General features: G+C 44.5%; 22 protein-coding genes. 13 read left to right on the top strand and 9 right to left on the bottom strand.

All coding sequences use genetic code 11. From position 1 onward, the window contains the following. From glnL to glnA, 3 genes are all read right to left on the bottom strand, one after another. The gene (glnL, locus tag A3739_RS15560; RefSeq protein WP_068475281.1) at positions 1 to 1,074 is read right to left on the bottom strand and encodes a nitrogen regulation protein NR(II); all 1,074 of its coding nucleotides are present in this window, start codon (positions 1,072 to 1,074) and stop codon (positions 1 to 3) included. A 206-nt stretch (positions 1,075 to 1,280) separates the two neighbouring features. Beyond that, on the bottom strand, positions 1,281 to 1,799 hold the full coding sequence (locus A3739_RS15555) for a DUF4124 domain-containing protein (RefSeq protein ID WP_082868883.1): 519 nt from the start codon (positions 1,797 to 1,799) through the stop codon (positions 1,281 to 1,283). A 98-nt stretch (positions 1,800 to 1,897) separates the two neighbouring features. Continuing rightward, positions 1,898 to 3,304: a glutamate--ammonia ligase gene (glnA, locus tag A3739_RS15550; protein WP_068475283.1), complete on the bottom strand. Its 1,407-nt coding sequence runs from the start codon at positions 3,302 to 3,304 to the stop codon at positions 1,898 to 1,900. Positions 3,305 to 3,798: 494 nt separating this feature from the next. On the opposite strand from glnA, the gene typA reads away from it, so the two are divergent. From typA to waaF, 8 genes are all read left to right on the top strand, one after another. Continuing rightward, positions 3,799 to 5,604: a translational GTPase TypA gene (gene typA / locus A3739_RS15545; protein WP_197472355.1), complete on the top strand. Its 1,806-nt coding sequence runs from the start codon at positions 3,799 to 3,801 to the stop codon at positions 5,602 to 5,604. A 126-nt stretch (positions 5,605 to 5,730) separates the two neighbouring features. Continuing rightward, positions 5,731 to 6,168, top strand: a complete 438-nt coding sequence (gene dtd, locus A3739_RS15540; protein WP_068475285.1) for a D-aminoacyl-tRNA deacylase — start codon at positions 5,731 to 5,733, stop codon at positions 6,166 to 6,168. A gap of 577 nt (positions 6,169 to 6,745) precedes the next feature. Beyond that, positions 6,746 to 7,696 (top strand): porin, encoded by a 951-nt coding sequence (locus A3739_RS15535; protein WP_068475287.1) that lies wholly within the window; start codon positions 6,746 to 6,748, stop codon positions 7,694 to 7,696. 103 nt (positions 7,697 to 7,799) lie between these two features. Beyond that, positions 7,800 to 8,462, top strand: coding sequence for a CYTH domain-containing protein (locus A3739_RS15530; RefSeq protein WP_068475289.1), 663 nt, complete (start codon positions 7,800 to 7,802; stop codon positions 8,460 to 8,462). Positions 8,463 to 8,465: 3 nt separating this feature from the next. Then, entirely contained in the window at positions 8,466 to 9,377 is a 912-nt protein-coding gene (locus A3739_RS15525; RefSeq protein ID WP_068475291.1) for a DUF547 domain-containing protein, read from the top strand. A 115-nt stretch (positions 9,378 to 9,492) separates the two neighbouring features. Then, complete coding sequence (gene glnE, locus A3739_RS15520; RefSeq protein ID WP_068475293.1) at positions 9,493 to 12,396, top strand: bifunctional [glutamate--ammonia ligase]-adenylyl-L-tyrosine phosphorylase/[glutamate--ammonia-ligase] adenylyltransferase; 2,904 nt, start codon at positions 9,493 to 9,495, stop codon at positions 12,394 to 12,396. A 147-nt stretch (positions 12,397 to 12,543) separates the two neighbouring features. Further along, on the top strand, positions 12,544 to 13,464 hold the full coding sequence (locus A3739_RS15515) for a branched-chain amino acid transaminase (protein ID WP_068475295.1): 921 nt from the start codon (positions 12,544 to 12,546) through the stop codon (positions 13,462 to 13,464). 29 nt (positions 13,465 to 13,493) lie between these two features. Continuing rightward, positions 13,494 to 14,504, top strand: a complete 1,011-nt coding sequence (gene waaF / locus A3739_RS15510; RefSeq protein ID WP_068475297.1) for a lipopolysaccharide heptosyltransferase II — start codon at positions 13,494 to 13,496, stop codon at positions 14,502 to 14,504. Between the two features lie 239 nt (positions 14,505 to 14,743). Here the strand turns inward: waaF and A3739_RS15505 are convergent, their stop codons facing one another. From A3739_RS15505 to A3739_RS28165, 3 genes are read right to left on the bottom strand one after another with little or no spacing between them, the layout of a single operon-like run. Continuing rightward, positions 14,744 to 15,331: an SIS domain-containing protein gene (locus A3739_RS15505; RefSeq protein WP_068475299.1), complete on the bottom strand. Its 588-nt coding sequence runs from the start codon at positions 15,329 to 15,331 to the stop codon at positions 14,744 to 14,746. Positions 15,332 to 15,374: 43 nt separating this feature from the next. After that, positions 15,375 to 15,944 (bottom strand): D-glycero-beta-D-manno-heptose 1,7-bisphosphate 7-phosphatase, encoded by a 570-nt coding sequence (locus A3739_RS15500; protein ID WP_068475301.1) that lies wholly within the window; start codon positions 15,942 to 15,944, stop codon positions 15,375 to 15,377. After that, positions 15,941 to 17,641 (bottom strand): glycosyltransferase, encoded by a 1,701-nt coding sequence (locus A3739_RS28165; protein ID WP_082878444.1) that lies wholly within the window; start codon positions 17,639 to 17,641, stop codon positions 15,941 to 15,943. Before A3739_RS28165 ends, A3739_RS15500 begins: the two co-directional genes overlap by 4 nt. Before the next feature lie 110 nt (positions 17,642 to 17,751). Here A3739_RS28165 and A3739_RS15490 point away from each other — a divergent pair, with 110 nt between their 5' ends. Beyond that, on the top strand, positions 17,752 to 18,645 hold the full coding sequence (locus tag A3739_RS15490) for a lysophospholipid acyltransferase family protein (RefSeq protein WP_068475303.1): 894 nt from the start codon (positions 17,752 to 17,754) through the stop codon (positions 18,643 to 18,645). A gap of 7 nt (positions 18,646 to 18,652) precedes the next feature. Then, positions 18,653 to 19,399, top strand: coding sequence for a hypothetical protein (locus tag A3739_RS15485; RefSeq protein ID WP_082869027.1), 747 nt, complete (start codon positions 18,653 to 18,655; stop codon positions 19,397 to 19,399). Here the strand turns inward: A3739_RS15485 and A3739_RS15480 are convergent. Further along, a complete protein-coding gene (locus A3739_RS15480) occupies positions 19,384 to 20,088 on the bottom strand; it encodes a 3-deoxy-D-manno-octulosonic acid kinase (RefSeq protein WP_197472354.1) in 705 nt (234 codons plus the stop codon). The genes A3739_RS15485 and A3739_RS15480 overlap by 16 nt on opposite strands. A 17-nt stretch (positions 20,089 to 20,105) precedes the next feature. Then, a complete protein-coding gene (locus A3739_RS15475; protein ID WP_068475307.1) occupies positions 20,106 to 22,130 on the bottom strand; it encodes an ELM1/GtrOC1 family putative glycosyltransferase in 2,025 nt (674 codons plus the stop codon). Positions 22,131 to 22,217: 87 nt separating this feature from the next. Here A3739_RS15475 and waaA point away from each other — a divergent pair, with 87 nt between their 5' ends. Beyond that, the gene (waaA, locus tag A3739_RS15470; protein WP_068475309.1) at positions 22,218 to 23,483 is read left to right on the top strand and encodes a lipid IV(A) 3-deoxy-D-manno-octulosonic acid transferase; all 1,266 of its coding nucleotides are present in this window, start codon (positions 22,218 to 22,220) and stop codon (positions 23,481 to 23,483) included. On the opposite strand, the gene A3739_RS15465 is transcribed toward waaA, so the two are convergent. Then, positions 23,480 to 24,832, bottom strand: coding sequence for a TolC family outer membrane protein (locus tag A3739_RS15465; RefSeq protein WP_068475311.1), 1,353 nt, complete (start codon positions 24,830 to 24,832; stop codon positions 23,480 to 23,482). The genes waaA and A3739_RS15465 overlap by 4 nt on opposite strands. A 166-nt stretch (positions 24,833 to 24,998) precedes the next feature. On the opposite strand from A3739_RS15465, the gene A3739_RS15460 reads away from it, so the two are divergent. After that, on the top strand, positions 24,999 to 25,613 hold the full coding sequence (locus A3739_RS15460) for an NUDIX domain-containing protein (RefSeq protein ID WP_068475313.1): 615 nt from the start codon (positions 24,999 to 25,001) through the stop codon (positions 25,611 to 25,613). Positions 25,614 to 25,616: 3 nt separating this feature from the next. Next, positions 25,617 to 26,069 (top strand): DUF1249 domain-containing protein, encoded by a 453-nt coding sequence (locus A3739_RS15455; RefSeq protein WP_068475315.1) that lies wholly within the window; start codon positions 25,617 to 25,619, stop codon positions 26,067 to 26,069. The last annotated feature ends 94 nt before the right edge of the window (positions 26,070 to 26,163 follow it).

Below are 26,163 nucleotides of genomic sequence, written 5' to 3'. Positions count from 1 at the left end.
TTACATCTCCAAAGGAAGGTAAACGATAAAGTCAGTACGGCCAGGTTGGCTCTCGCACTCTACTAAACCATTATGTTTGGTAAAAATACTTTGTGTGATTGACAGTCCAAGGCCCGTGCCTTCAGCGCGACCGCTAATCATTGGGTAGAAAATGTTCTGAATGAAGTTTTTATCAATGCCGGGACCATTATCGATAAGCTCGATACGAGCAACGATTCGATGGCGTGTTTGACCAATCGTAAATTGTCTTAGCGCACGCGTACGAATAGTGATACTCGCGTCTTCACCAGATTGCGCTTGCGGCTCTAATGCTTGCAGCGCATTTTTTGCGATATTTAGGAAGCCTTGAATGAGTTGGCTTTTATCTCCTTGTATCTCAGGAATACTTGGGTCGTAGTCTTTGACGATGCGAATTGCATTACCTGACTCGGCTCGAATGAGCGCACATACGCGCTCCAAGATTTCGTGCACGTTAAGAGGGCTCAGATTGAGCGCTTTGTGGGTGCCTAACATGCGGTCCACAAGATCACGTAAACGATCCGTTTCTTCTATGATTACCTGCGTATACTCGCTTTGCTCATCGCTTAGTTCCGATGACAGGAGCTGTGCCGCACCACGAATTCCTCCAAGAGGATTCTTGATTTCATGTGCAAGGCCTCTAATGAGGATTTTCGCTGTTTCTTGATTTTCTTGTAGCTGTTCTTCTCGGCTGATTCTAAGTAATCGATCTTTTGCTTGTATCTCAACAAGTAAACAAGGCGCATTATTAGCGATCAGACTAGAAACAGTGCAGTCAACGAGAATGTGTTCGCCATTTAATAAGGTCATCTTACATTCGCGTTGAGTGTAAGAGTGCCCCGTTTTAAGGATCTCTTTCATCTCGTCGATGAGATTACTTTCAATGTCACTAAATAGTTCAGGAAATTTCGCGGCTTCCAAGCGTTTTTGGCTTACTTGGGTCAACATTTCAGCAGCAGGGTTGTAATCAAGCACCGTCAAGTCTTCCGCTAAAACGAGAACGGATGTCGATAGGTTGTCTAGGATCACTGATTGCTGAATGTTTTGGTTTTTCATTCGTCTTTTCTGGCTTTATATGATGGTTTCGCACCGTTTAAGACAACTAGCAATAATTAAACCATTTGCGGTGCATTCATTTTGATAAGAGCTAAGTTATTGAATTTACCAAGATTGTTATTCTGTTAATCGCTCGATAACAATCCTTCGCACTTGAGGAGAGCACAATGAAGATTTTACATGCACCATGGTGGTGCATCAAGAGTTTAGTTTAGCTTTGAAGGTCGGTGCATTGTGAAAGATATGGAGGAGGATTTGATGATTTTACCGCTAGCATCGCTAATCTGAACGCTAAGTTGGTGCGTTCCGCGAAATACGTTATCAACAATCAACGATGTGGTGCGTTGTTCGCCTACGAGTTGGTTATCGATGAAGATTTTATATATGTGGCTCGGTCTTAATTCTGGGAATGAGGTAAAAGAAATGTTTACTGTGCCAGAGCCGCTGTGGAATGCACTGTCATTGCTAGGGCTTAGTATCTTTAAGGATTGATAGAGTTCTTTTGTTGTTGTGTCAGCTTGTTGAGTGTTCGTTGAGCTAGGAGGTAGTTTAAGTGCGGGTACTGTAGCGACATCTTGCACTTCTATTGTTTCAGAGCGTTCGCTTGGTTCGTCTGAGAAAGAGATGCTGCCATCAGGGTTAATGGTTTTGTAGACCTTGGTAGCGCCACTTAGGCCAATTGTTAAAGCCAAAAGGAAGAGGGAAGAAATGATTGATTTTGTCATGGCTTCGGGCAGCTCCGTTGCGTATTAGGCTGCTACTAGTATGAACCTCAGATATAAAAAAGCCCAGCATTTGCTGGGCTTTTCTTTAAAACAAAGTCTTAAACTGAGTAGTACATGTCGAACTCAACTGGGTGAGTTGTCATGTTCAATGTCTCAACTTCTTCACGCTTAAGTTCAAGGTAGCCTTGAATCATATCTTCAGTGAACACGCCGCCTTTTGTAAGGAATTCGTGATCAGCTTCAAGAGCGTCAAGTGCAACGTCAAACGTTTCAGCAACAGTTGGGATCTCAGCCGCTTCTTCAGCTGGAAGATCGTACAAGTCTTTATCTGCTGGATCGCCAGGGTGGATCTTGTTCTGGATACCGTCAAGACCAGCCATCATCAATGCAGAGAACGCCAAGTATGGGTTTGCAGATGGGTCAGGGAAACGAGCTTCCATACGACGCGCTTTTGGCGAGTTAACGAATGGAATACGGATAGAAGCTGAACGGTTACGTGCAGAGTATGCAAGCATAACTGGAGCTTCGAAACCTGGAACCAAACGCTTATAAGAGTTTGTAGAAGCGTTAGTGAATGCGTTGATCGCGCGAGCATGCTTGATGATACCGCCGATGTAGTACAAACACTCGTCTGAAAGACCTGCGTAGCCGTCACCAGCGAAGATGTTGTTGCCATCTTTTGCTAGAGACATGTGTACGTGCATACCAGAACCGTTGTCACCTACAAGAGGCTTAGGCATGAATGTCGCAGTCTTGCCGTAAGCGTGTGCAACGTTGTGTACACAGTACTTAAGAATTTGAACTTCGTCGGCTTTGTTTACAAGTGTGTTCGCACCAACGCCGATTTCACACTGACCAGCAGTACCTACTTCGTGGTGGTGTACTTCGATCACTAGTCCCATTGCTTCCATTGCAGCACACATTGCGCCACGAAGATCGTGCAAAGAGTCAACTGGTGGTACTGGGAAGTAACCGCCTTTAACGCCAGGACGGTGACCAGTGTTGCCGCCTTCGATGCTTGCGTCGCTAGACCATGCAGCTTCTTCAGAGTTGATTTGGTACATCGCACCGCTGATGTCAGCTTTCCACTTAACATCGTCAAATACGAAGAACTCTGGCTCTGGACCAAACAATGCGCTGTCTGCGATGCCAGTAGACTTCAAGTATTCTTCTGCGCGCTTAGCAACAGAGCGTGGGTCACGCTCGTAGCCTTGCATAGTTGCAGGCTCAACGATGTCACAACGCAAGATAAGAGTGGTTTCTTCAGTGAAAGGATCAAGAACTGAAGTAGAGTCGTCAGGCATAAGGATCATGTCTGATTCGTTGATGCCTTTCCAGCCAGCGATAGATGAACCGTCAAACATTTTGCCTTCTTCGAAGAAGTCTTCGTCAACTTCAGATGAAGGGATGCTTACGTGCTGCTCTTTACCACGTGTGTCTGTGAAGCGAAGGTCTACCCACGTTACTTCATTTTCTTGGATCAGGCCCAGAGTTTTCTCTGACATTATATTTACTCCATTTAACGGATGTTTTCGAACACCAAAGAGGTCGTTCTTGTATTTCGGTCTGCGACGATTGTTATCACCTTTGCAGATGTTTGTTGTCGCAAACTGTTGTTTTATTGACGCAATAAGCGTTCTTTGGGGCTTATTTCGTACTCGCGCCTATAAAATTGGCAGCAGCGTAACACGCTAGGCAACCTATTTATAGGGTTTCACGGGGTGTGCCCGCTTTTGGTTCACTAGATATGCAAGCATCTTGCCAAAAGTTAAGAGGCTCTATTTTTTGAGTATAAACAACGAATTAGGAATTTCTTGGAATTTTACAAAGGTTTTTATTGCGCCTTAATGGTGCGCATGGCTTCTTGCAGGGTCAATTTGGTGCATTCGTTGTTTTGGGTAGGATTGCAAATAAATGTACATTTGATGTCCATCTTCATTTGCTTGCTGTATACTCCGCGTCCGATTTTTTAACCCTCAAATTTTTGGGAATTGCTGTTGTGATTGAGAACCTTAGAAATATCGCCATTATCGCGCACGTTGACCATGGTAAGACTACCCTGGTTGATGGCTTGTTAGGTCAGTCCGGTACCTTAGATCGTAAAGATGAAGGTGCTGAGCGAATTATGGACTCGAACGATCAAGAGAAGGAGCGTGGCATTACCATTCTTGCTAAGAACACAGCAATTACATGGAATGATTACCGTATTAATATTGTGGACACTCCTGGGCACGCCGACTTCGGTGGTGAGGTAGAGCGTGTTCTTTCTATGGTTGATTCTGTACTACTTCTTGTTGATGCAGTAGACGGACCGATGCCACAGACGCGTTTTGTAACGTCAAAGGCGTTTGAGAAAGGTTTGAACCCGATTGTTGTTATCAACAAGATTGACCGTCCGGGTGCGCGTCCTGATTGGGTAATGGATCAGGTGTTCGACTTGTTTGATCGACTCGGTGCAACCGATGAGCAGTTAGACTTCCCTGTGATTTATGCGTCTGCATTGAATGGTATTGCGGGAGATGATCCGGAAGAAATGGCAGAAGACATGACGCCATTGTTTCAAATGATCGTTGATCAAGTTCCAGCGCCAAAAGTTGACCCTGAGGGTTCTTTCCAAATGCAAATCTCTGCATTGGATTATGATTCATATGTAGGTGTTATTGGTATTGGACGCATCACGCGCGGAACGCTGTCGCCTAATCAGCAAGTTATTGTTAAGCAAGCAGATGGCAACGAGCGTAAAGGTAAGGTTCTTAACGTGAAGGGTTATCATGGTCTTGATCGTGTGGATACTGATTTGGCGAGTGCGGGCGATATTGTGTGTATTAATGGTATCGACGGATTAAGCATTTCAGATACTTTATGTGATCCAGCAAATGTTGAAGCATTGCCGGCGCTAAGTGTTGATGAGCCAACAGTAAGCATGACCTTCCAAGTAAACGATTCGCCGTTTGCTGGTCTCGAAGGCAAGTTCGTAACTTCACGAAATATCAAAGATCGTTTAGATCAAGAGCTTATCCATAATGTAGCATTGCGTGTTGAGCAGGGCGATACAGCTGATAAGTTTGTTGTGAGCGGTCGTGGTGAGCTTCACCTTTCAGTTTTGATCGAAACAATGCGTCGTGAAGGCTTTGAACTAGCAGTATCTCGTCCAGAAGTTATCGAGAAAGAAATCGATGGCGTGATGATGGAGCCCTACGAGAACGTAGTAATTGATGTTGAAGATCAGCATCAGGGTTCGATCATGGAAGAGCTTGGTTTGCGTAAGGCTGAGTTGACTAACATGGAGCCAGACGGCAAAGGTCGCGTAAAACTCGAGTTCTCAGTGCCGTCGCGCGGTTTGATTGGTTTCCGTGGTCAGTTCCTTACGCTTACATCAGGTAGCGGTATCATGACATCTGTATTTGATCGTTATGATGTAGTTAAAGCTGGTGAAGTTGTATCACGTCAAAATGGTGTATTGATTTCAATGGTGAAAGGCAAGACCTTGTCTTACTCTTTATTCAATCTTCAGGATCGTGGTCGTTTATTCTTGGGTCACGCTGTAGATGTATATGAAGGCCAGATTATCGGTATTCACTCTCGTTCTAACGATTTGGCAGTTAACCCTACAAAAGGTAAGCAGCTAACGAACGTACGTGCATCTGGCACAGATGAAGCGTTAACGCTGGTTCCACCTATTCGTCACACGCTAGAGCAAGCGCTTGAATTCATCGAAGATGATGAGCTAGTTGAGGTAACGCCTGAAAGCATTCGTTTGCGTAAAAAGCTATTGACTGAAAACGAACGTAAGCGCGCGAAGTAAGTTTTTCAGTAAAGTTTAGAAAGCCGAAGCATGTCTTCGGCTTTTTTTATATCTTGAGAAAGTAAACATATACTGGAGTCAGAGTACTTTTACTCTGACCTCTAATTGGTTTTGGAAAGTGAGGCGATGAAAGCACTTATTCAAAGAGTAAAAAATGCATCGGTTGAAGTGAATGGGCAAATTGTCGGAGCTATTGATGAGGGTATTCTTCTGCTGCTAGGCGTTGAGAAAGATGACGATCAGCTGGTTTCAGACCGTATGCTCAAAAAAATTCTCGCTTATAGAATCTTTGATGATGAGAACGGAAGAATGGGGAGAAGTCTTGCTGATATAAATGGCGGTTTGTTGGTTGTGTCACAGTTCACCTTAGTGGCTGATACTAAAAAAGGAACCAAGCCGAGCTTTTCTTCAGCGGCGCCGCCGGAGCATGGTGAGTTGATATATAACCACTTTGTGGCACAAGCGTACGAATCGCACCAAAATATTGCGACCGGTCAATTCGGCGCAGATATGCAGGTAAGCCTCTTAAACGACGGGCCTGTGACCTTTATGTTAGAGCTCTAATCTTGCATTTATTGCCTTATTTTCCCTGAAATATGACAAAAATAAGAATTTTTGCACTAAAAAATTGCGTAGTGTAACAAAGTGTACTAAACAGAATACAAGGGAATGCATTAAGTTATTGCTCTAACACGCTGTTTTGACTATAAAAATGAACATTTTGTAGGTTTTTGTGGGTGCCATTGGAAATCTGGCACGGTTCTAGCTAAATGCTTAAGCGTTAGGAAATGGAGTAACTTGCCATTAGTAAGCGGCGATACTCTTGTTTAGAAACGAGTGCTGACAAAGCGCATATTTTCTAAACAAGCTGTAACGTGCGAAATGTGAACTTTTTGGCTTAAGATACTTTTGGTCAAACCAACGAGCATACTTTTGGTGCACTCAGTGTTCGAAAGTATGGCAGTCGTGAAAGAAATTGCTCGGTCATTTCGGTTGTAATATTTCTGTCATGGGTGTGAAATTAAATGGGCACCACTTTGGGGTTTCCCATTGAAACTATAAAAAACAATTTAATAGCTATTAAATTAACTAAGAACGAGCGGGCAAGGCCCAATCTTCAATTAGCAATAAGGAAGACGAAATGAAAAAGACTCTGATCGCTTCAGCTGTAGCAGCAGCTGCACTATCTTCAAACGCATTCGCGATGGATCATGCATCTGATCTTGCTGAAAAGCTTGATTTAATGCCAACTATCTACGGTAACATTCAGTTAGTTAACGACACTACTGATGACTCGCTTACAGATGATACTACTTCTGAGTTCGCAGATAACGGTTCTACGCTTGGCTTCAAGCACGAGCACGAGATCGCTTCAGGTATCTCAGGTTATTTCAAAGCTGAGCTTGAGTTCGATGCTGATGACAAAGAAGGTAACGGCGGCCTTAACGGTTTTGACGAAGCTTACATCGGTGTAAAAGGTGATTTCGGTAGCGTTCAGTTTGGTTCTGACGATACTGTTGCTGAAGATTTCGACGTTATGGACTTCGAAGAAGTTTATGGTATCGGAACTGGTAACTTGGTTGGTATGTCTGAAGGTGACAACATCCAATACCGATCTCCAGATTTCAACGGTTTGACTTTTGGTGTTACTCAAAAAGCTGATCAAAAGCCTACTGACACTGTATTGACTTCTGCTTCTGTTGGTTACTCTGCAGATGCATTCGGTGCAACTCTTTCTTACGCAGTTGGTCGTGGCGATGCAGAAGATGCATTCGGTCTTGGTGGTACTTTCGCTATTGAAGACTTAACTTTGATGGCTTCTTACGAAGATCAAGATAAAGCTTCATACGCTGCGATTGGTGCATTGTACACAATGGGTGCTGCTCAATTTGCTGCTCAATACGGTACTGGTGACAACGGCTTGGACGGTGCTGCTGAAGAAACTGTTGACGAGTTCTGGTTGCAAGCGCTTTATAACATCAGCGACAACATGTACACGTACATTGAATACGTTGATGCAGAAGAAGAAACTGGTTCTACTACTACTAAGGATCAGTCTAACTTCTCAATCGGTGCTACATACTATTTCTAAGTCTAACTTAGTAAGCTAGTTAAAAAGAACCGGCCTATTGGCCGGTTTTTTTGTGTCTGTTGTTTAGTAAAATTTTACTGTTGTTAAGGTGTTGGATTAGAAAATGGCAAGAGAATTGGAATTGAAGCTGCGTTGTCGCGAGCAGATTGATTTGCAGGCTGTAATACAGTGTTGTGAAGATCTTGGTGCTACTTTTGCTTCTAAAGATCAGGCGCTCACTGAATCGAAGAATCTGCGCAATATTTACTTTGATACGGATTCTCTATTGCTGCACAAACAGCGCATGGCTTTGCGGGTGCGAAATAAAGCTGGATATTACATTCAAACACTTAAAACATCTGGAACAAGTATTGATGGAATCAGTCAGCGGGGTGAGTGGGAGTGGTCGCTGGATCAGAGCGAGTTAGATATGCCTTTGTTGAATGAAGCGCCTGTCTGGAGTGCGCAGTTGCGTGATCAAGAATATCGTGCTGTGTTTGAAACGAACTTCTTACGCGAAGCGTGTGAGTTTGATTATCAGGGTTACGCTTTTGAGCTGGTATTAGATGTCGGAGAGATTGTATCTCAAGCTCGCACTAATACGGTGTCTATCAATGAAATTGAGATTGAGCTGAAGGTCAGTCATTCTGCCGAGTCGGCTGGTATGGGAACTGGAAAGGCTGTTTCGGTTTTACAAAGTTTATCGCATGCACTGTGTCAGAACTTGCCATCAGAGCAATATGATGTAAGCAAGGCGGAACGTGGGTACGCCTTGTTTTTAGGCTAAAGAATGATGTTTGGCGGTATTAAGAAGATGAAGTTAGTTGTTGCATGTAAAGCTTGCTTGCTATGTCTTATTCTGAGTTTGTATGCCTCTGTTTCTTTTGCTGATCTCCCAATTGAAAACGCGACAGAAAAAGCAGCTGAGCAAGCGCCTGGCGGCGTGGATGCAATTCAGCATAGCGATGTGAAGTTGGCCGAGTTTTACGTGCTTTATCAGTCAGTGCTGTCTGATTACCTTGTGCCGGGTGAGAAGAATGGTGTTGAACTTAATTTAGTCAATTATGCCGATCTTCGTTCTGACGATCGGTTAGATACGCTCATGCAGTTTTTGGCTGAATACGATTATGATCAACTAACGAATAAGACGGAGCGTATTGCCTACTTCTTGAATGCGTACAACATTATGGCGATCAATATGGTTGTCGAAAATTGGCCCCTGAAAAGTCTTCGCGGTTTAGGGAATATGTTTCGTCCTGTGTGGACGCATAGTTGCGGCACATTTAATAACGAGCACATGACCCTGCGAAAGCTTGAGCATGATATTTTGCGAAAACAAAATGAGCCTCGCATTCATTTCGCTTTAAATTGCGCTTCTGTTTCATGTCCTGATTTGCGATCTGAGCCCTATGTTGGCGAGAGGCTCGAGCAACAGTTGTCTGAGCAAACTTTTGGCTTCTTTAAACAATCGGGAAAGGGCGTGGTTGTTGATGGCAATCAGATCAAGGTGACACCTTTGCTTGATTGGTTCGAGGAGGATTTTGAACCGGTAGGTGGGGTGACTGCTTTTCTTCATACATATCTGCCAAAAGATAGTGTTCCTGCTGATTGGCAGCTTCAAGGTTTTCTTCCGTACGATTGGGAGGTCAATGCGCATCTCTCGGGATCAGAAAAACGCCAAATTAGAATGCGAGATAAGTAAGTCTTTCGGTTTCCTCTTCCGGCTTAAAACTTGATGCAGGGCAGCATTTTGTTGAGATGCTTTGCTACACTTCTTCGCATTACTCGTATTCTTTATCGTTTCATTGGTATCCACTATGTCGTTCGCACATTTTGTCGTTGAGCAACCATCCTCTTTACGCGCAAACGCTACCCGTTTTTTAGATCATGTTCAGGAAAGTGATTCTTATGAATTGCTGTCTGATGATTTCAAAGCAACGTTGACGCGAGCTTGTGCGCTCAGCCCTTTTGTCGCTGAGTTTGTCTCTAAGTACCCTGAAGTATTAGTTGATTGGCAGTCACCGGATTCGGCTTTGTTTTTAGGGCGATCTGAAAAATTGATGACTCAGCTCTTAGCTCAGAAGCTAGACGAGTGTAATGATGAAACTCAAGCAATGGCTGTGTTACGCGTGTTTCGGAACACTGAGCAGGCAAGGATTATATGGCGAGACATGAATGGTCTTGGCAATCTTGATCAGACGCTCGCCGAGGCGAGTGCGTTGGCTGATGTGTGTATTCAGCAATGTTTGATTTGGTTGCACGCACGTTTTATTGCGCGATATGGAACACCGCGCAACGCTGATGGCGAAGAGCAGAGAATGATTGTGCTCGGCATGGGTAAATTAGGTGCGCGCGAGCTCAATGTGTCTTCTGATATCGACTTAATTTTTGCCTTTCCTGAAAAGGGCGAGACAGACCATCCAAAAAAGCCCATTGATAATCATCAATTTTTCTCAAAGTTGGGGCAGAAGCTGATTCATATGTTGGATGCTCAAACGGCAGAGGGTTTTGTATTTCGCGTTGATATGCGTCTGCGGCCTTATGGAACTAGCGGTGCCTTGGCTTTGAATCTGCGCGGTTTTGAAGATTACTTCCAAACACAAGGTCGTGAATGGGAGCGTTTTGCCATGCTGAAGGCGCGTGCAATCACCGGTACCAAAAATGACCGAGCAGTGTTGCTGAAGAGTATCATTCAGCCATTTGTGTATCGTAAATATCCCGACTATTCGAGCTTTCAAGCTTTGCGAGATATGAAGCGACTTATTATGTCTGAGGTGCATCGCAAAGGTGGCGATAGAAACATTAAGCTGGGTAGCGGTGGGATTCGTGAGATTGAATTTATTGCGCAAGCCGCGCAGCTCATATACGGAGGTCGTGACTTAAGACTCCAAGACACTGGTCTGCAAAGCGCTTATCAAACACTTGCTGAACAAGATTATCTGCCTAGTGAGTGGGTTGATCGTTTGTTAGAGGCATATTGTTACCTGCGCGATTTAGAGCACGCAATACAGGGGTATAAAGATCAGCAGACTCAGCAATTGCCTGATGAAGAAGCTGCACAAGATGCCGTTGTGCTGGCTATGAATGAAGAAAGTTGGGGCGCGTTAGTTGCCAGGCAAGCCAAGTTGCGGGCAAATGTATCGGCTATTTTTGAAGAGTTCCTGCAAGAAGATGCACAAAGCGAAGAGCATGAGGATGCTGGTGCTTATGAGTGGCTTCAGATCTGGCAGGTCGAAGACGATGAGCAGGGAAGTCGCACAGAGGCTTGGGCCAAGGAATTTGAACGGGCAGGGTATGATGATCCAGTTCTAGCCGCTCAGGCGATGGTTCAATTCAAAGACTTACCGCGTTTTCGCTCGATGACGCCAGCTGCGTATAAACGATTCGAAGAATTTTTGCCTCGCTTGCTTAATACGCTGGCAGTTGGCGAAGCGCCGAGCCTGACGTTAAAGCGCGTTTTGAAAGTAGTTCAAGCCGTCTTAGGGCGTTCTATCTATTTGGTTCTTCTTATTGAAAATGAGCAGGCGCTTCAACAGCTTTGTAAGTTGTGTTCAGAGAGTGAATGGTTCGCTGAACATATTTCGGCCACGCCAGTTGTACTCGATGACTTACTAAAGCCGGAGTTGCTGTATACGCCGCCTAAACGCGAAGAGTTAAGTGATGAGTTGCGTCAGTCCTTGTTACGTATTCCTGAGGAAGATCTTGAAGCGCAGATGGATTGTTTGAGGAATTTCAAACAGTCACATATGTTGCGTGTCGCAGCCGCTGAGATAAGCGGTGTCTTGCCTGTGATGAAAGTAAGTGATTACTTAACATGGTTGGCTGAAGCCTGTGTCGATTCGGCATTATCGATCGCTTTGCACAACTTAAGTCAGAAACATGGTTTCCCAGAAGGGGACGAATTAGAAGGTGGCTATTCTGGGTTTGCTGTGGTCGGTTACGGCAAGCTTGGTGGTATTGAGCTGGGCTATAGTTCAGACCTCGATATGGTATTTATTTACGATGCCAATGACTTCGGCTCAACGGATGGCGATAAGCCAATTAATAATCAGCTTTTTTATACTCGTTTAGGTCAGCGCTTGGTGCATATTTTGGGAGCCCAAACCTCTCAAGGGATATGTTATGAAGTGGACATGCGTTTGCGCCCCTCTGGTAATTCTGGAATGTTGGTGTCTTCGATTAAAGCCTTTGAAAAATACCAAAGAGAAGATGCTTGGACGTGGGAGCATCAGGCCTTAGTTCGTGCTCGCTGTGTTGCTGGTGATGAGCGGGTAATGGCTAAATTTGATGCAGTACGCGATGCAATTTTGAGTATGCCAAGAGAGCGCGCCAAGTTGCTTGAAGAAGTCCGAGTGATGAGAGAGAAGATGCATACGGCTGCAGCAGATAAGCTCGGCTCGATCGACATGGCAGAAAAAAATATCAAGCAAGGTCGAGGTGGATTGATTGATATTGAGTTCTTAACGCAGTTCTTGGTATTGGCCAATGCGCATGAGCATCCATCACTAACAGTTTGGTCAGATAATGTGCGCTTGTTGGAGGCACTTTCGTCAACCATTGATGAAAAACTTTCGTATCAAGCTTTGGATGATGCGTATAGAGCCTTACGATCTGCGTTGCACAGAAAAAGTTTGTCAGGTGTTAGTTATCCTGAAGGATTGAAAGAGTTTCCGGTTGAGCGCGATGTGGCGCACGATGCGTTTGTAAAAATCTTCGGTTAATCACCATGTTGATATCAAGGATTTATCTTTCAGCTCAACTTATTCGTAGGCGAAAACGCTTGTCTTTGGTAGAATGCCCAACCTTTTATTTTTATTATTGAAACTCAAGCTAGCTAAGGCGCTAGCCACTGTAAGGAGTGAAGCACGATGTCGATGGCTGATAGAGATGGCCTGATTTGGTTTGACGGAAAAATGGTACCTTGGCGTGATGCTCAGGTGCACGTACTCACGCATACATTGCACTATGGTATGGGTGTGTTTGAAGGCGTCCGTGCTTATGAAACTTCTGAAGGTACAGCGATCTTTAAGCTTCAGGATCACACTGATCGTCTTTTCCGTTCTGCGCACATCATGCACATGGAAATGCCTTATACCAAAGAAGAAATCAATGAAGCGCAGAAAGCTGTTGTTCGCGAGAACAATCTGAAAGAAGCGTATTTGCGTCCAATGGTGTTCTTTGGTTCTGAAGGCATGGGTTTGCGTGCTGATAACTTAAAAGTACACGTGATTGTTGCTGCTTGGGAGTGGCCATCATATATGTCACCTGAGCTTCGCGAGCAGGGTATTAAAGTACGTACTTCTTCTTACACGCGTCATCATGTGAACATCAGCATGTGTAAAGCGAAGGCTAACGGACATTACATCAATTCTATGTTGGCTTTGCGTGAAGCATTAGATAGCGGTTGTGATGAAGCATTGCTTTTGGATAACGAAGGTTACGTTGCAGAAGGTTCTGGCGAGAACATCTTTATTATCCGTGAAGGTAAGATGTTCACACCTGAGCTTACTTCATGCTTGGATGGCTTAACGCGTCGTACTATCTTTGCTTTTGCGGAAGAGCTAGGCGTTGAGATCATTGAGAAGCGTATTACACGTGATGAAGTATATGTGGCTGACGAAGCATTCTTTACCGGAACTGCTGCGGAAGTTCTTCCAATTCGTGAATTGGATGGACGTAAGATTGGTAATGGCGCACGTGGTCCATTGACCGAGAAGTTCCAAACTATGTACTTTGACGCAGTTAAAGGTAAGCGTGAGCAAAACCAAGACTGGCTGACGCTAGTTTAATTGCGTTTTACGGTATCGGAGATACTGATTTGAAAATTTTTATCGTAGGCCCGTCCTGGGTTGGCGATATGGTGATGGCGCAGAGTTTATTTATTGCTTTGCGTCGACTCCACCCATCTGTACAAATAGATGTTCTTGCTCCAGCTTGGAGTCGCCCCATAATTGAAGCAATGCCTGAAGTGAATAAAGCCATTGATATGCCTTTAGGGCATGGTGTGCTTGATATTAAATCTCGCAGAATGCTTGGGCATAGTTTGCGCTCAGAGCAATACGACTGGGCGATTGTCCTTCCAAATTCGTTTAAGTCGGCATTGATTCCGTGGTTTGCGAAGATTCCTCGACGTACTGCCTGGAAAGGTGAAATGCGCTATGGCGTGGTCAATGATTTGCGTCAGCTAGATAAAAGCGTTTTTTCATTGATGGTGCATAAGTATGTTGGGCTCGCTTATGACAAGGGAACAACGCCAGATGCATTTGAGTGTCCGGCTCCCTTGCTTGTTCCTGCGACAGAGAATATTGCTAAAGCGATGACGAAGTTCGGTTTGGACAAGAGTAAGTCGGTGCTAGCGCTATGTCCGGGTGCGGAGTTTGGGCGTGCTAAGAAGTGGCCAGAGAGGCACTATGCAGAGATCGCACGTCGCCATATTGCTGAAGGTGGACAAGTTTGGTTATTTGGGTCTCAGAATGATGTGCCCGCATGTGGGGCTATTGCCGATTCTATCGATCAAGATTGTGTTAGTTTGCTGGCAGGCAATACCAGCCTAGAAGAGGCGGTTGCGTTAATGTCTCAAGCTGATTTGGCCTTAGCCAATGACTCAGGCTTGATGCACGTAGCGGCCGCATTGAATGTCCCAACGCTTGGCTTGTTTGGTTCGACCTCTCCAGATTACACACCGCCACTCAGTGAGAAGTCTGCGGTTATAAAAGCTAGCATAGACTGTAGTCCATGTTTCAAGCGTGATTGCCCATTTGGTCACTATAAGTGTTTGGAGGAGATGATGCCGGATAGGGTTTGGACGGCTTTGCAGGGTTTAAAATAGCTACTGCGACAACTTGGGCAGTGTTGAAAGCGAGCTCAAAATGCTCATTTATTCGCATATAAACTCTGCGTTCTCGCAACGCTTTCGCCTTGCCCACGTTTCTCTCGTAACGCTATTTGCCTCAATTTCATTTGGTTGAAAGTTAAAGTTTGCTCTCTTGTTCTCTTAGTACATTGGTTTAGTAATATTGGGGTCAGAGTACTTTTACTCTGACCCCGATCTATGAGCGTCCAGCGTTCTCAATCCTTGGGAAGCTCTGGGCATAGCGCTTGTTCAATTCCATCGCAAAGAATATGACCTAACATAATGTGTGCTTCTTGGATTGTTGCAGTAAGCGGCGCAGGAACCGCTAAGCAAGTGTCCGATATTTCCTTAAGCTGGCCTTTTTCGCCACTCATACCAATCACTTTGATGCCTTTTTTACGCGCTACATCGATGGCCTTGATTACGTTTCCAGAGTTACCAGATGTTGAGATAGCGACAAGTACATCGCCTGCTTGACCAAGTCCTGATAGTTGTCTTGCAAAGACTTCGTCATAGCCATAGTCATTACCGATCGCGGTTAAGGCTGAGGTGTCAGTGGTTAGTGCGATGGCTGGCAATGATTCACGATCAAAGCGATAGCGGCCAACGAGTTCAGCAGCAAGATGTTGAGCATCCGAGGCGCTTCCTCCGTTACCAATAAACAGTACTTTTTTACCTGCACGTATCGCTTCAACACAAAGTTGAATGGAGGTTTCTAGCTGCTCGAGGATGGCAGCATCATTTGAAATACGTGTTTTTGCTTCGATGCTGCGTTCAATATGCGCTTTGATGCGTTGACTCATATGATTATCCAATTAGTTCGCGAGTATTTTCTTGGGGCGTAGTTTACAACAGTCTTGTGACGCTGCTAAGGCTTCGTGTCTTGTAAAATCGTTTAGATTTTTCCAAATAAAGCTCTGGGAATATGCGGCTTCGGTGCGCGCTGTGCACATTTGGATCTTTGAATAAGACGGCTTTGCCGACGCCGGCAGTACGAGCTACTGAGACATCAGAGCTGCTATCGCCAACCAAAATGCTTTCAGCCAATCGTAATTTGAAGTCGCGCGTTGCTTTTGTGATCATGCCTGGTCTTGGTTTTCTGCATGTACAAGGTTGAGAAAACTTTGGATGATGCGGGCAGTGATAAGTATGCTGAACGCGAATTCCCTGCTTAGAAAACATGGATTCTATCCAATGTGTAAAAGATTGGAACGTCGCTTCGTCGTAGTATTTGCGTGCGATGCCGCTCTGATTTGTCACGATAATAATGGCATAGCTTTTTCGTTGCGCCTCTTTGCAAAGATCGAAAATGCCATCAACAAAATCGCAGTCTTCTTGGCGATGCACGTAGCCATGGTTCACGTTAATAACGCCATCTCTATCGAGTAAAAGTGCTTTGCGCGTTGGCGTTGTCATGCTGTTGTTTTATCCATTTCTTTCAAGATTTGTTCTGCAAGTAATTGATGCCCCTCTGCTGAAAAATGCGTTGGGTCGTCGTAGTGTGTTTGCATATTGCGTTCAAATACGTCGTAGCATTTTATGAGAGAGGTCTTGCTGTGTTTTTGAGCCAGTTCGGCGAGAGCGACATTATAAGCTTTAATCGCTTGGTTGCGAGATTTATCGTGATTGGGGGCTGTTTCGATCAACACCACGGAGGACTGCGTTTTATTGATGATGGTTTCTATATTTTCTTTGTATTCGTTCAAAGGAACTTGGTTTTGCATGCCAAATAGTTTGCCTATCCCTATTTTTCGACCGTATTTCTTCCATTTTTTTACCCAGCGTCGAAGAAATCTACGAGTGGATGAGTCAGGGTAATACAGCACATAAGGCGCGGCTTTGATTGTCAGCCAGCTATCGACAAGGCCATATTGAATGAAAATAATTTCGATCTTCGGGTGTTCGTAGTCTTTGAAAAACTCGAGCGCTTCACGCGTAGTAGACATGGTCAGTCCGCAATTCTGTATTGAACGCTCAAAGTGGCGCCCAACTATGTCGGCATATACTGGTGCCTTGAGTTGCTCTGTACCACAGGTATTGCAGTCGCCTAAAAACAGAAACTGAGCTTGAGTCTCTGTTAGAGAGGCGTACTTGTCTTGATATGCGTTTAGCATGCGCGTGCTCGTGAGTTGTGTTTTTGCATACTCAAATGCATCGTTTTCCATACTCGCTAATCGCCTGACCTTATGACTATTGCCAAGTTTTGCAGAGATTTCACTGCGTAACTCTTCCACCGAGTTCGCTTGAATAATTGCTTCGTTCGGAAGCAGTGAGGCTGCGCCTGATACTTTAGTTGATAGTACGGGTGTATCTGCTTGCAGCGCTTCGATCATGCTTAAACTCAATCCCTCCCGGGTCGAGTTAATAACAAGTGCATCGGCTCCGTAGAGAAATCGTCGCGCGTTATGTTGGTGGCCGATAAGCTTAATATGTTCTGACTCGTATTCTTTTAACGCTTTTTTTTCTGGGCCATCGCCAACAATGATTAGATTAACGGGCAAAGTCTGGCAGGCTTTCATCACGTTTGAATATGCTTTGACCTTTGCAAGCCTTCCAATGCAAATCAGTATTGGCCAATCAGGGGTCAAATCATAATTGGCTATTAGTTCGGCCCGCAAGATGCCTGAATCCCCGCTAAAAAGATCTATGCCATTCTCAATGCAGGTGCTGGTGACGGCTTGTTTTTGTAGTTGTGTTTGAATGTCACGACTAACTGCGATCACTGCATCAACGTGTTTCACTGAAGGATAGTTTTCTTTGAAACCGTGGATAGTGACAAGTTTTTTGATGCTTCTAGAGAGCCTTAAGGCATTGATCAGTTCGACAGACTTTAATCCATGACAGTGAATGATATCGGGTTTGAAAGCGTCAATGGCTTCTTGTACGGATTGAGAAAGTTGGGGGTTTTTGCGTGAAAGCGTGCTGTCAACAGAGAAGGTTTGTTGGGGCACTTGTTCACACAATGCTTGGTGCGCAACAAGACTGAGGATCGAATCATTATGCGAATTGAAGTATGCGATCAACTTGAGTATTTGCTGCTCCATGCCACCTTGTAACAAACCGTTTTGATTAGGCTTTGATAGGCAGAGTAAGAGAATGCGTGTTTGACTCATAAAGAAATTCGAATTATCACGGTTGCGTTGACTATAGGCTGTAATTCAATGGTATATGCTCTAAACTGCACAGCCAATTTCTTGTTTCTATCTGTCTGTTTCTCAATTATATGAAAGATAAACTCATCGCTTGGTTAGTGACGCGCATTTTGAAGTTGCTGTCGTTACTGTCTTACTCATCAACGCAAAAGCTTGGGCGTGTCATTGGACGAGCGTTGTGGCTCGGTGACTCTAGTCTTACGCGGGTGACTAAAGTCAATGTAGAGCTTGCATTCCCAGACTTAGAACAAGAACAGCAACAAGCACTCATCAAAGCTAGCTTAACAGAAACCGCAAAGCTTTTTGCTGAGTTTGGCGCAATGTGGGAATGGCCTACAGAGAAAGCGCTAGGTTTAGTTAAGTCTGTTCGGGGCAAAGAGTTATTCGATATGGCGTCAGAGCAAAACAAAGGGTTGATCGTTCTTGCGCCGCACCATGGCAATTGGGAATTGGTTGGTTTGTATTTATCTACATTACGCCCCATGGCTGCCTTATATCGCCCCCCTAAAATAAAGCCTTTAGAAGACTACATGTCTAAAGTGCGTGGTCGTCATGGCTCAGAGTTAGTGCCCACCACGAAACGTGGGGTGATTCGTTTGTTCTCGATTTTGCGTGAGCAAGGAATGGTTGGTGTATTACCTGATCAGGTTCCTCAAGGCAGCGGCGGTATTTTCGCACCATTCATGGGGGTCGAAGCGAATTCTGTCAAGCTGGTGTCGCGTTTGATCGAAAAGACAGATTGCTTGGTATTAAGTCTGGTTGCGATGCGCCGTGAGGACGGTACGGGATTTGACTTGATCTTTAGAAAGGCAGATCCGGATATTTATAGTGATGACTTATATACCTCGGTTGCTGCTATGAATCGAACAGTAGAGACCTGTGTGCGTGATAGACCCGAACAATATCAATGGGAATATAAGCGTTTCAAAGACGCACGAAAGGGAAGTCGACATACCTACGGATAGCTCGCGTATGCAACGAACAATTGTCTGTTTGAAGTGGGGTGAGATGTACGGCCCTCAATACGTCAACAATCTCTACGCAATGATTAGGCGTAATCTACAGGGCGATTTTCGCTTTGTTTGTCTAACGGATAATTCGACCGGCATTCGATCCGAAGTTGATTGCCAGCCTTTGCCAGATTTTCCAGAACCTGAATGGAAGTATGCGAGATACTGCTCAGCATGGCGCAAATTAGCCTTGTTTGATGCGGGTAAGTTGGGCCTAAACGGCCGTATTTTATTCTTAGATTTAGACCTTGTTATATTGAGTGCCATTGATGAGCTCTTTGAGGGTGATGCGCCTTTTTTGATGCTAGAAAATTGGTATCAACCTGGTAATGGTCAGGCGTCTTTAATGCGTTATGACAGTGACTTTGCCAAACCTGTATTAGACGAGTACTTGTCTGATTCTGAGACGATATTGAAGACTTACGTAACTGAGCAAGCGTTTATTGCGGAGCGTTTGTGCGTTAATGGCGCTTACTTTGACCCAAGTTATTGCGTGAGCTTTAAAAAACATGTGATGCATAGTGATTGGCGTCGTTTTACGAGCAAGCCCTATGATAAACCCGAGGGGGCCAAGGTCATTGTGTTTCATGGTCGGCCAAACCCGCCGGATGCGATTAAAGGTGATTGGGGGAAGTCATTACCTGCATTAAAACGCTGGTGGAAGGGTTTAAAGCCTTGTCCTTGGATTGCCGATTATTGGCGTGAGTGAGCGTACTCGTAGTGCTCCATAAACTGGGTCCAGTTTGCTTCGGTCCAAATAATTCCATGTCGAACATGTTCTTTGATGAAGCTGCGCTCTAGACGTTCGATCATGCGCATTCGGTGTCGTTCTTTCAGTTTAAAGATTTTAGCTTGATCAAAGTCGATGACCCAAACCTTTTTCTGAGCATCTACCAGAATGTTCTGAATATTTAGGTCGGGGTGGAAGACGCCATGCTTGTGCAGGTCTGCAATGCAATAGGCCAAGTCTTTAATAAGTTGGTTGCTTGCAGGTTCTTGCAGTACTTTGAGAAGGTCTTCTGCTGTGTCGATGCGTTTCGTGAGAAGGTCTGCCGTATAGTGACGTCCTCTTTTAATAACGCGCGCGCCCGCAGGCTCTGGAACGGGTAGTCCTGCATCATGGAGTTTCTGTAGTATTCGGAACTCTTTGATAGATCGTGTTTTATCAAACGAAAAGAATAAATAGTGATCACGATTAAAGCGGCTAATTAGCCCGCCTCGATAATAGTGACGCAACACAAGTGCATACTCGTTATGGCGCACAAACCAGGTTGTTCCTCTGCCAGATTCATGACCTTCAACTGCATGAATACTTTGCCAATACTTAGGGTCAAAGTATTCGGTTTTTTGTTCATGGAAAATTCCATGATTAACTTTAATGAAGGTGTTTTTCAGCATGTACGTCATTTATCGATTTAAAGCTTGCTAACCATAGCGGATTTTTGCCAAAGCTCTTTATAAAGTTGCAATGTTTTTTGTGTGGTTTGGCTTTTTTCAAAGTGCGTTTGAACGAATGCGTGAGCATTGTCTCCTACAAGACTTCGTTTGTCAGTTGAGAGAGTGTAAATTTTTTGTAGCGCAGCAATGAAAGATGACTCATTTTGCGCTTTATATAATGCGTACGGAATTAGCTCTGGAGCAATGATGTCTCTACTTGTTCCGTGATCAGGCGCTAGAACGAATGTTTTCATCGCTTGTGCTTCTATGATGGTTCGCCCAAATGATTCTGGTTTGGTCGTAGCGGACAGTACAACATCCGCGTTTTCATAAAACGGCTGCAGATTTTTCTGATGCTCTACAAAACGCACGGTATGACAAGAGCTTTCAGACAGCTTCTGAATCTCTTTGTAGTAATCATCCTTTCCTGTTTTGTCACCAATAAAAATTAGCTCGACTCGTGTGTTATTAAATTGTTCAAGTGCTTTTAAGACAAATGCATGTCCTTTTAATCGGGTAAATCTCGCAGGCATCAAGAGAGTAAATACTTCTTTTTCTTTTGGTTGGCTTTGTTCTTGAGCAGGTTTAAAAAAATGCGTATCAACCCCGCGATTAATCGTCACAATGTGATTGGCAAGTGCTGGATAGGTGCTTTGTATATGCCTTTCAACAAACTGAGAAACTGCGATTGTTCTGACTCCACGTAGCATTGCGGAGTTATAGAAACGCTTTGCAGCGGGTTGATGTCCATAGACTCCATGGAAAGTCGCAACGTAGGGTACGCCGCTCAGCTTAGACGCCAATAGGGTGCTCCACGCTGGGGCCCTAGAGCGAACATGTAACAAGTTTATGCCGTGTTCTTTGATTAATCGCACCATTGCGAAAGCATTGAGTATGATGCGGACAGGATTCTTGCTGTGAACGGGCAGAGTATGGTGTCTGACATTGAACAGATTCAGTTCCTTAGTCAGCTTTCCGCCGGATGAAATGACGCTCGACTTGATGTGATTTGAGGACAAATGTTCAGCCAGCTCTATCGTTCCGCGTTCTACACCTCCGCCGTGTAATGCCGGAAGAATTTGCGCAACATGCGGCGCGGCTTTTCTTTGTTCCACTTTTTTTAAAAGCCAGTGTACGGCGCGTTCAGCTTCGTTGATGATCGCGCTCTGTGCTTCTGAGCTTGGTGCGTGTGAACTTTGGTGTTTTGAGTTGTGAGAGGGTGCAGGCGCTTTGTCTTCAATATATCGAAAGATGAGATTTTCTTGCTCGAGTGTTTTTAGTTCGTTGAGAACCTTGTTACGTCTCAATATTCGTCGTTTGGATTTCAAATGAAGCACGCCCACAGGCTCTTGAGTATTGAGAGTCTCATACATCATATTTATGCTATCGGGGCTGACCCAAATCGATTTGGCGCTTGCCAGTATTGGTTCAATGTCAGCTGTTGCCTCAATGATTTTGATATGACTTAGCTGTTGTTGAATAGCCTGAGCAGTGCTAACAGGAGTGCGTCGAGAACAAGAGACTGACCATGGTAATGAGTCGTCTTGTGAGATAGTCGTAATCTGCTTGATGATTTTTTCTTCATCCCAAATGAAGTGTTTGGATTGTCCGCCTAATAAAATCAGACCTTCTGATCTTGTGTCCGATGCAATTGCGGATTTCTTGATTAACGGCCCTTTTGTAGTGAGTACGCGCTCACTATTTTTAAGTTTGTCATGTCTTGGTGCGATGATCGCATCAAATAAACCATGAGGAAGAGAGGGTGACATAACAGAGCAGGATAAAGCCTGATACTGTTTTGCGAGCGAGAGTACTGCCTTGTGCGTGCTATGGCCTGCACCAATCAAAATATCAAAAGTTGATTCAGAGCTTGGTTGCTGATCTGTATTTATATCGATCCATGATGTGGCGATTGGAACTTGTTCTTTAAAGGCGCACTCTAGGGCCTCAAGTTGTTTGCGGTGGCCTGTTTTGTTGTCAGTCACGAAACAAATTGAAATCATGGAAGCAGTCGCTTTATTACGTATATTGATTGGGCAGTTTTTCGCACTAAGGTATACTCGCGAGCTGTTCGATGAGGCGCTTTGTATATGGTCCGGTTAGTTTACTCAATTATTATTGCGATCTGCATTCCTTTTGTGCTGTTGCACTTATTGCTTCGAGGGATTCGCTCGCCTGAGTATCGATCACGTCGCTTGGAGCGTTTAGGCTTTTTTAAGGCCCCAGAACAAGCTCAAGATTTTTGGATTCATGCTGTTTCCGTCGGAGAGTTGCTTGCGGCCGAACCTATTATTCGAGAGCTGCAAACTCGTTATCCTGCAAAGCGTATTACTGTCACGACAATGACGCCTACGAGCTCTGCATTGGTGAGTAAGCTATTTGGTGACTCTGTTTATCATGTATATGCCCCATATGATTTTCCGTTGTTTGTCGGTGCGTTTCTTAAGCGTATTCGTCCCAAGTTTGTAATCATCATGGAAACTGAGCTTTGGCCGAATATGCTGCATGGTGCGCAGAAGGCGGGTTGTTCTGTGGTACTAGCTAATGCTCGCTTATCTGAGCGTTCTGCGCGAGGTTATAAGCGCTTTTTGCTACTGCTTTCGTGGCTTTTTGATAGTTTGCAGCTGGTGCTATGTCAGTTTAAACCGGATGCCGAACGGTTTGAGCGGTTAGGTATTTCACCAGATCGTATTCGCGTCACCGGAAGCCTAAAATTCGATATGCAATTTGACGCAGAACTCGCCGAAAAAGGTCTGATCTTGAGAGAGGGACTCGATTCTGAGCAAATGATTTGGATCGCGGCGAGCACGCATGAGGGTGAAGATGCCAAGGTTCTAGCTGTGCATCAGGAATTAAAGCAGCGTTACCCTGATTTGCTATTGATATTGGTGCCACGACATCCAGTGCGTTTTGATTCTGCATATCGTTTAGCCCATGAGATGGGGTTTCGTGTCGGCAGGTACAGTGAGCGAGAAAGTTTGTTGCCCGATGAGGATGTTTACGTCTTAGATGTTATGGGGCAGTTGATGCGTTTTTATGCGGCGAGCGACATTGTTTTTATCGGAGGTTCTCTAACGGAAGTTGGTGGCCATAATCCGATAGAGCCCGGAGCATTGGGTAAGCCTATGCTGATTGGCCCTCACTATTTTAATTTTGAAATGATATGTCGAGAGTTCATGGCATCCAGCTCGTTAAGTGTTGTGCAGGATGATGCTGATTTGAAGGTGCAATTGAGCCGATTACTTCAGGATCCAAAAATGGCCGCTGAGTTAGGAAATGCTGCGTTTGACGTGGTGGAGAAGGGTAAGGGCGCAATCGCTAGGGTTGTCGATGCAATTGCGCCAGAACTAGATTAGTTAGCTTGCAAGATCAGGCTTTCGTTGATCGCAGCGAGATCTTCTTCATGAAGCGTACCGGCAGCTTGTTTTAGCTTGAGACTGCTGATGATGAAATCAAACCGCGCACTCGCATAATCACGCAATGCTGTGAAGTAATTTCTTTCCGCATCGAGTACTTCAACAATATTACGTGTTCCAACGTTATAGCCTTCACGTGTTGCTTCGAGAGCGCTCTCACGAGAGATAATATTCTGTTTCAAAGAGTCAACGGTTTGAGAGTTTGTACGCAAGTTAATGAACTCTGAGCGTGTTTCAATTTCAGCCGAGCGTTGCGCTGCTGTGAGTTGATGCATTGCTTGCTCGGAGAGTAAGCGAGCACGTTTTGACGCTGCACTTGTTCCGCCGCCAGCATATATAGGGAGGTTCAGATTTATAAAAACCGTACCTCTTTCCGCTTCTGTTTCAACATTGTTATTGAAAATACCTGATTTCACCTCATCAAGATTTGTGTTATCAAAGCCAGCTGTGAGAGTCAGAGTTGGATAATGTACTGCGCGCTTGGATTTGTAACCCATTTCTAATGCCTTGGCGTTAAAGTGGGCAGCAATTACAGAAGGGTTATTTTCGATAGCGCTATTTACCCATGACTCAATACTATCTGTTGGATCAATTGTTGTTTCGTAGGTGTCTGAAAGTGTTTTTAGATCTATTGCGTATTGGCCAGTGATGCGTGACAGCGTCTCGCGGGCAATCGTCAATGCGCCTTCTGCGCGAATTCGTGTCGTTTGGGATGAGTCGTAAGATGCTTTTGCCTCGTGCACATCGGTGATCGCAATCAATCCAACCTCAAATTGTTCTTTCGCTTGCTCATATTGACGTTTAACGGCTGTTTCTAAGGCTTGGCTAGCAATCAAATCTTCTTCTGCGCGAAGCACGTTAAAATAAGCTTCGGATACTTTAAGAATGAGATTTTGTTGCGCTGTTAAGAACTCAGCTTCTGCGCGTGATGATCCATATTCTGAAGCAGAAAGATCGTACCATCGAGGCATGTTAAACAAAGGTTGCGTTAAGCTCACGCCGTAAGTTGTACTTTTATAGGAGTCCGATACGTTTGGACCTTTTTTGATCTCGTCATTGGTATGACCAATGCTTGCGTCAGCGTCGATTTGAGGAAGAAGATTAGCTAATGCTATGTTTTCTTGTTCTTGCTCTGCTACGTAAGCTGATTCGGCAGCAGCAATGTCGGCATCGTAGGTGAGAGCACTTTGATATAACTCTACTAAGTCATAAGTGTCTGCTAGAGCGGAGCCTACGCTAGCTAAACAGCTAATAGCGATACATAGAACTAGTTTTTTAATTGATATCATGAGTAGACAAAATCCTTATGCATTTCAAAAAAACACGTGTAACTGAGTATAAGGTAGCAGTTGCTAGGCATTCTGGACAATATTTTTGCGTAACTTTACACTTGCGCCGCTATTTGCGGTGCCTTCGATGGGATGGCCTGCTTCAAAAACTTTTAAAGAGTAACGAATGGCAAACTTTACGCACGAACACTGGAGCATGGTTCAAGAAGAGTCTTGTTATGAGGGCTTTTTCAAACTTATTCGATATCACTTTAAACATCGCCTGTTTGAGGGTGGTGAGAGCCCGGTGTTGTCGCGTGAAATTTTTGTGCGTGGTGATGCGAGTTGTGTCTTGCTCTATGACCCAGATAAGGATTCGATTGTGCTCGTTGAGCAATTTCGTATTGGTGGACTTCATCATTCAGACTCACCTTGGATGCTTGAGCTTGTTGCCGGTATCAACGAAGAATCAGAGTTGCCAGCTGATGTTGTGGTGCGTGAAGCGCAAGAAGAAGCGGGTGCAGATGTATTGGATTTGATGCATATCTATGAGTTTTATCCGTCTCCAGGAGGCTCTACCGAGCGCATTCACTTATTTGTTGGCTTGGTTCATAGCGAAGGTCTTGGTGGTGTGCATGGCCTTGAAGAAGAAGGTGAAGACATAAAGGTGCATGTTATAGGGTTTGATAAAGCTATGGAGATGCTCAAAGATAATAAAATTGATAATTCCCCAGCGATCATTGCCTTGCAATGGTTGGCGTTAAACAAACAAGACGTTAACGAGCATTGGTCAGGTAAATAGTTCGTGGTTAGAAAATACGTTCCAGATATCTCTCATCTGAATGCTTTGTTTGAAAGCAACTATCGCCGCTTAATGAAATTACTGCATCTTGTTGATGAAGGTGATGAGCTAAATATTTCTTTGTATAACGGATCTCATTTTATTGGGACGGTTCATGCTCAAAATATCGAGACCTCAAAATACACCGACACAATTTTACTAGAGCAAGTCTCCTCAGCAGGGCCTTGGCTGAATAATCCATCTTTAATGGTTCGTCTTTATCATGATGCGGCTGTTGCGGAGGTCATTAGTCGTAAAGGGTATCGAGCACTTTCTGGTGTGAACTCTTACCCAAATAAAGATATGAATCTGCCGGATGAGAAAACGCAGCTGAATCGTTTTTTATCAGAATGGTTGAGTTTTTGTTTGCGCTACGGGATTTGTGATACACACCCGTTTAACCCGAGTAAACTGTGAAGCTCGTGCTAGACGCGCCATCAAGTTCGCTTTAACTTTATTGTGTGTGAAACATAGCGTCTTATCTTTAAGGGCATAGAAACAGCATAAAAAT

Source organism: Oleiphilus sp. HI0067, from assembly GCF_001635735.1.
The sequence above is the reverse complement of the archived record's forward strand: the minus strand, read 5'-3'. Positions and strand labels throughout refer to the sequence as shown.

Excerpts from the sequence above, each read along its gene's own strand:
- glnE (WP_068475293.1), top strand. The coding sequence starts at position 9,493 with ATGTCGTTCGCACATTTTGTCGTTGAGCAACCATCCTCTTTACGCGCA.
- A3739_RS15480 (WP_197472354.1), bottom strand. The coding sequence starts at position 20,088 with ATGCTGAAAAACACCTTCATTAAAGTTAATCATGGAATTTTCCATGAA.
- A3739_RS15460 (WP_068475313.1), top strand. The coding sequence starts at position 24,999 with ATGGCAAACTTTACGCACGAACACTGGAGCATGGTTCAAGAAGAGTCT.
- A3739_RS15505 (WP_068475299.1), bottom strand. The coding sequence starts at position 15,331 with ATGAGTCAACGCATCAAAGCGCATATTGAACGCAGCATCGAAGCAAAA.
- A3739_RS28165 (WP_082878444.1), bottom strand. The coding sequence starts at position 17,641 with ATGAGTCAAACACGCATTCTCTTACTCTGCCTATCAAAGCCTAATCAA.
- A3739_RS15490 (WP_068475303.1), top strand. The coding sequence starts at position 17,752 with ATGAAAGATAAACTCATCGCTTGGTTAGTGACGCGCATTTTGAAGTTG.
- A3739_RS15500 (WP_068475301.1), bottom strand. The coding sequence starts at position 15,944 with ATGACAACGCCAACGCGCAAAGCACTTTTACTCGATAGAGATGGCGTT.
- A3739_RS15530 (WP_068475289.1), top strand. The coding sequence starts at position 7,800 with ATGGCAAGAGAATTGGAATTGAAGCTGCGTTGTCGCGAGCAGATTGAT.
- A3739_RS15525 (WP_068475291.1), top strand. The coding sequence starts at position 8,466 with ATGATGTTTGGCGGTATTAAGAAGATGAAGTTAGTTGTTGCATGTAAA.
- A3739_RS15515 (WP_068475295.1), top strand. The coding sequence starts at position 12,544 with ATGTCGATGGCTGATAGAGATGGCCTGATTTGGTTTGACGGAAAAATG.
- A3739_RS15485 (WP_082869027.1), top strand. The coding sequence starts at position 18,653 with ATGCAACGAACAATTGTCTGTTTGAAGTGGGGTGAGATGTACGGCCCT.
- waaA (WP_068475309.1), top strand. The coding sequence starts at position 22,218 with ATGGTCCGGTTAGTTTACTCAATTATTATTGCGATCTGCATTCCTTTT.
- A3739_RS15555 (WP_082868883.1), bottom strand. The coding sequence starts at position 1,799 with ATGACAAAATCAATCATTTCTTCCCTCTTCCTTTTGGCTTTAACAATT.
- A3739_RS15535 (WP_068475287.1), top strand. The coding sequence starts at position 6,746 with ATGAAAAAGACTCTGATCGCTTCAGCTGTAGCAGCAGCTGCACTATCT.
- A3739_RS15465 (WP_068475311.1), bottom strand. The coding sequence starts at position 24,832 with ATGATATCAATTAAAAAACTAGTTCTATGTATCGCTATTAGCTGTTTA.
- glnL (WP_068475281.1), bottom strand. The coding sequence starts at position 1,074 with ATGAAAAACCAAAACATTCAGCAATCAGTGATCCTAGACAACCTATCG.
- A3739_RS15475 (WP_068475307.1), bottom strand. The coding sequence starts at position 22,130 with ATGATTTCAATTTGTTTCGTGACTGACAACAAAACAGGCCACCGCAAA.
- dtd (WP_068475285.1), top strand. The coding sequence starts at position 5,731 with ATGAAAGCACTTATTCAAAGAGTAAAAAATGCATCGGTTGAAGTGAAT.
- glnA (WP_068475283.1), bottom strand. The coding sequence starts at position 3,304 with ATGTCAGAGAAAACTCTGGGCCTGATCCAAGAAAATGAAGTAACGTGG.